Raw genomic sequence first — 1303 nt, 5'->3', positions numbered from 1 at the left:
GCCGTGCGGCGCGCGGGATGCCGGTGCCGGGGATCGGGGCCGACCTGTCCGGCGGGCCGGCCTCGGGCACGCTGGCGCTGCTGGCGGCCGGGCTGCCGGGGATGCCGGGGACCGTGCTCGGACACGGCACCGGGGCGGGGGAGCGGCTGCTGGCCGTCACCTTCAACGACCTCGCCGTCGGCGGGCAGGAGCCCGAGCTGGCGCGGGCGGGCGCGCTGGCGGCCAACCCGCGGCTGCACCACGTGGTGGTCACCGGCGGCGAGGACATGCTGCCGTTCACCGCGCTCGACGGGCCGCTGACCGACGAACCGGGCTCCTTCCTGGTCGCCGCCGCGCGGCACCGGGCGCGGCTGGCCGCGGGGAGCGCGGACCACTTCACCGGGTACGGGGCGCGGCAGGTCCTCGACGCGCATCCGGCGCGCCTCGCCGACCTGCTCATGGACCGCAAGCGGCGGCACCTGGTCCGGCCGGTCGCCGCGCTCGCCAAGGCCGACGGGTCGGTCCTGGTCCCCGCGCGCGTGTACGCGGCGGCGCGGCGGCTGGCGCGCACGCCGTACCGGAGCGGCCTGGAGGTGCTCGCCGAGCGGTTGCTGCGCAGACGCTTCGACACGCCGGGCGACGGGGCGATGGACGCCTCGCTGGCCGCGCTGACCTGGGCCGGGGCGGGGCCGGCGGCGCGGTGGCTGACCGGAGAGGCGTTGGCTGAAGTATCGGTTCGCCTCCAGACGTCCTCGCAGCGGTCGGGGGTGGGTCCGGGGCAGCGGCCGGGGGACTTCCGGGCGCGGTCGGCGCTGGCGCGGCAGGCGGCGGAGGTGCGGGTCCTGGAGCAGGCCGCGGAGATCCGCTTCCAGCGGCTGCACACGCCGTTCCTCGACAACCAGGTTGTCCGGGCCTGCCGTGCCCTGCCGGAGGCGCTGCGGGTGCAGCCGGGGGCGCGGGCGGCGATCCTGCGGACGGTGCTGGAGGGGGCGGGGGTGAGCGAGCTGCCCAGCGGGTGGGGAGCGCCCACCCAGGGGCAGGCGGCCTCCGCCGCGCGGACGGGGCTGCGGGTCGCCGCGGACTCGCTGCTGGGGCTGTTCGACACGCCGCTGCTCGCGGAGGCGGGGCTCGTGGAGGCGCGGGTCGTGCGCAAGGCGGTGCGGGCGGCGGCCGCGGGTGAGCCGCTGCCGCTGGACGGGCTGGCCGACCTCGTCTCGCTGGAGCTGTGGCTCGGCCGTCTCCTCGCCCGCCGCGGCACCTGCTGGACCGGCACCCCGGCCCGCCAACGCGCGGTACCCGCGGGCATCGCGCCGCAGCGGGGGGC

At 79.2% G+C, this 1303-nt stretch carries 1 protein-coding gene; it reads left to right on the top strand.

Features of this window, described 5'->3' with window-relative positions:
- On the top strand, positions 1 to 1303 hold a 1303-nt coding region (locus BZZ08_RS38450), incomplete at both ends, for an asparagine synthase-related protein (RefSeq protein WP_241965671.1).

Source organism: Streptomyces sp. MH60, assembly GCF_002939385.1.
Taxonomy (GTDB): domain Bacteria; phylum Actinomycetota; class Actinomycetes; order Streptomycetales; family Streptomycetaceae; genus Streptomyces.
The sequence above is the reverse complement of the archived record's forward strand: the minus strand, read 5'-3'. Positions and strand labels throughout refer to the sequence as shown.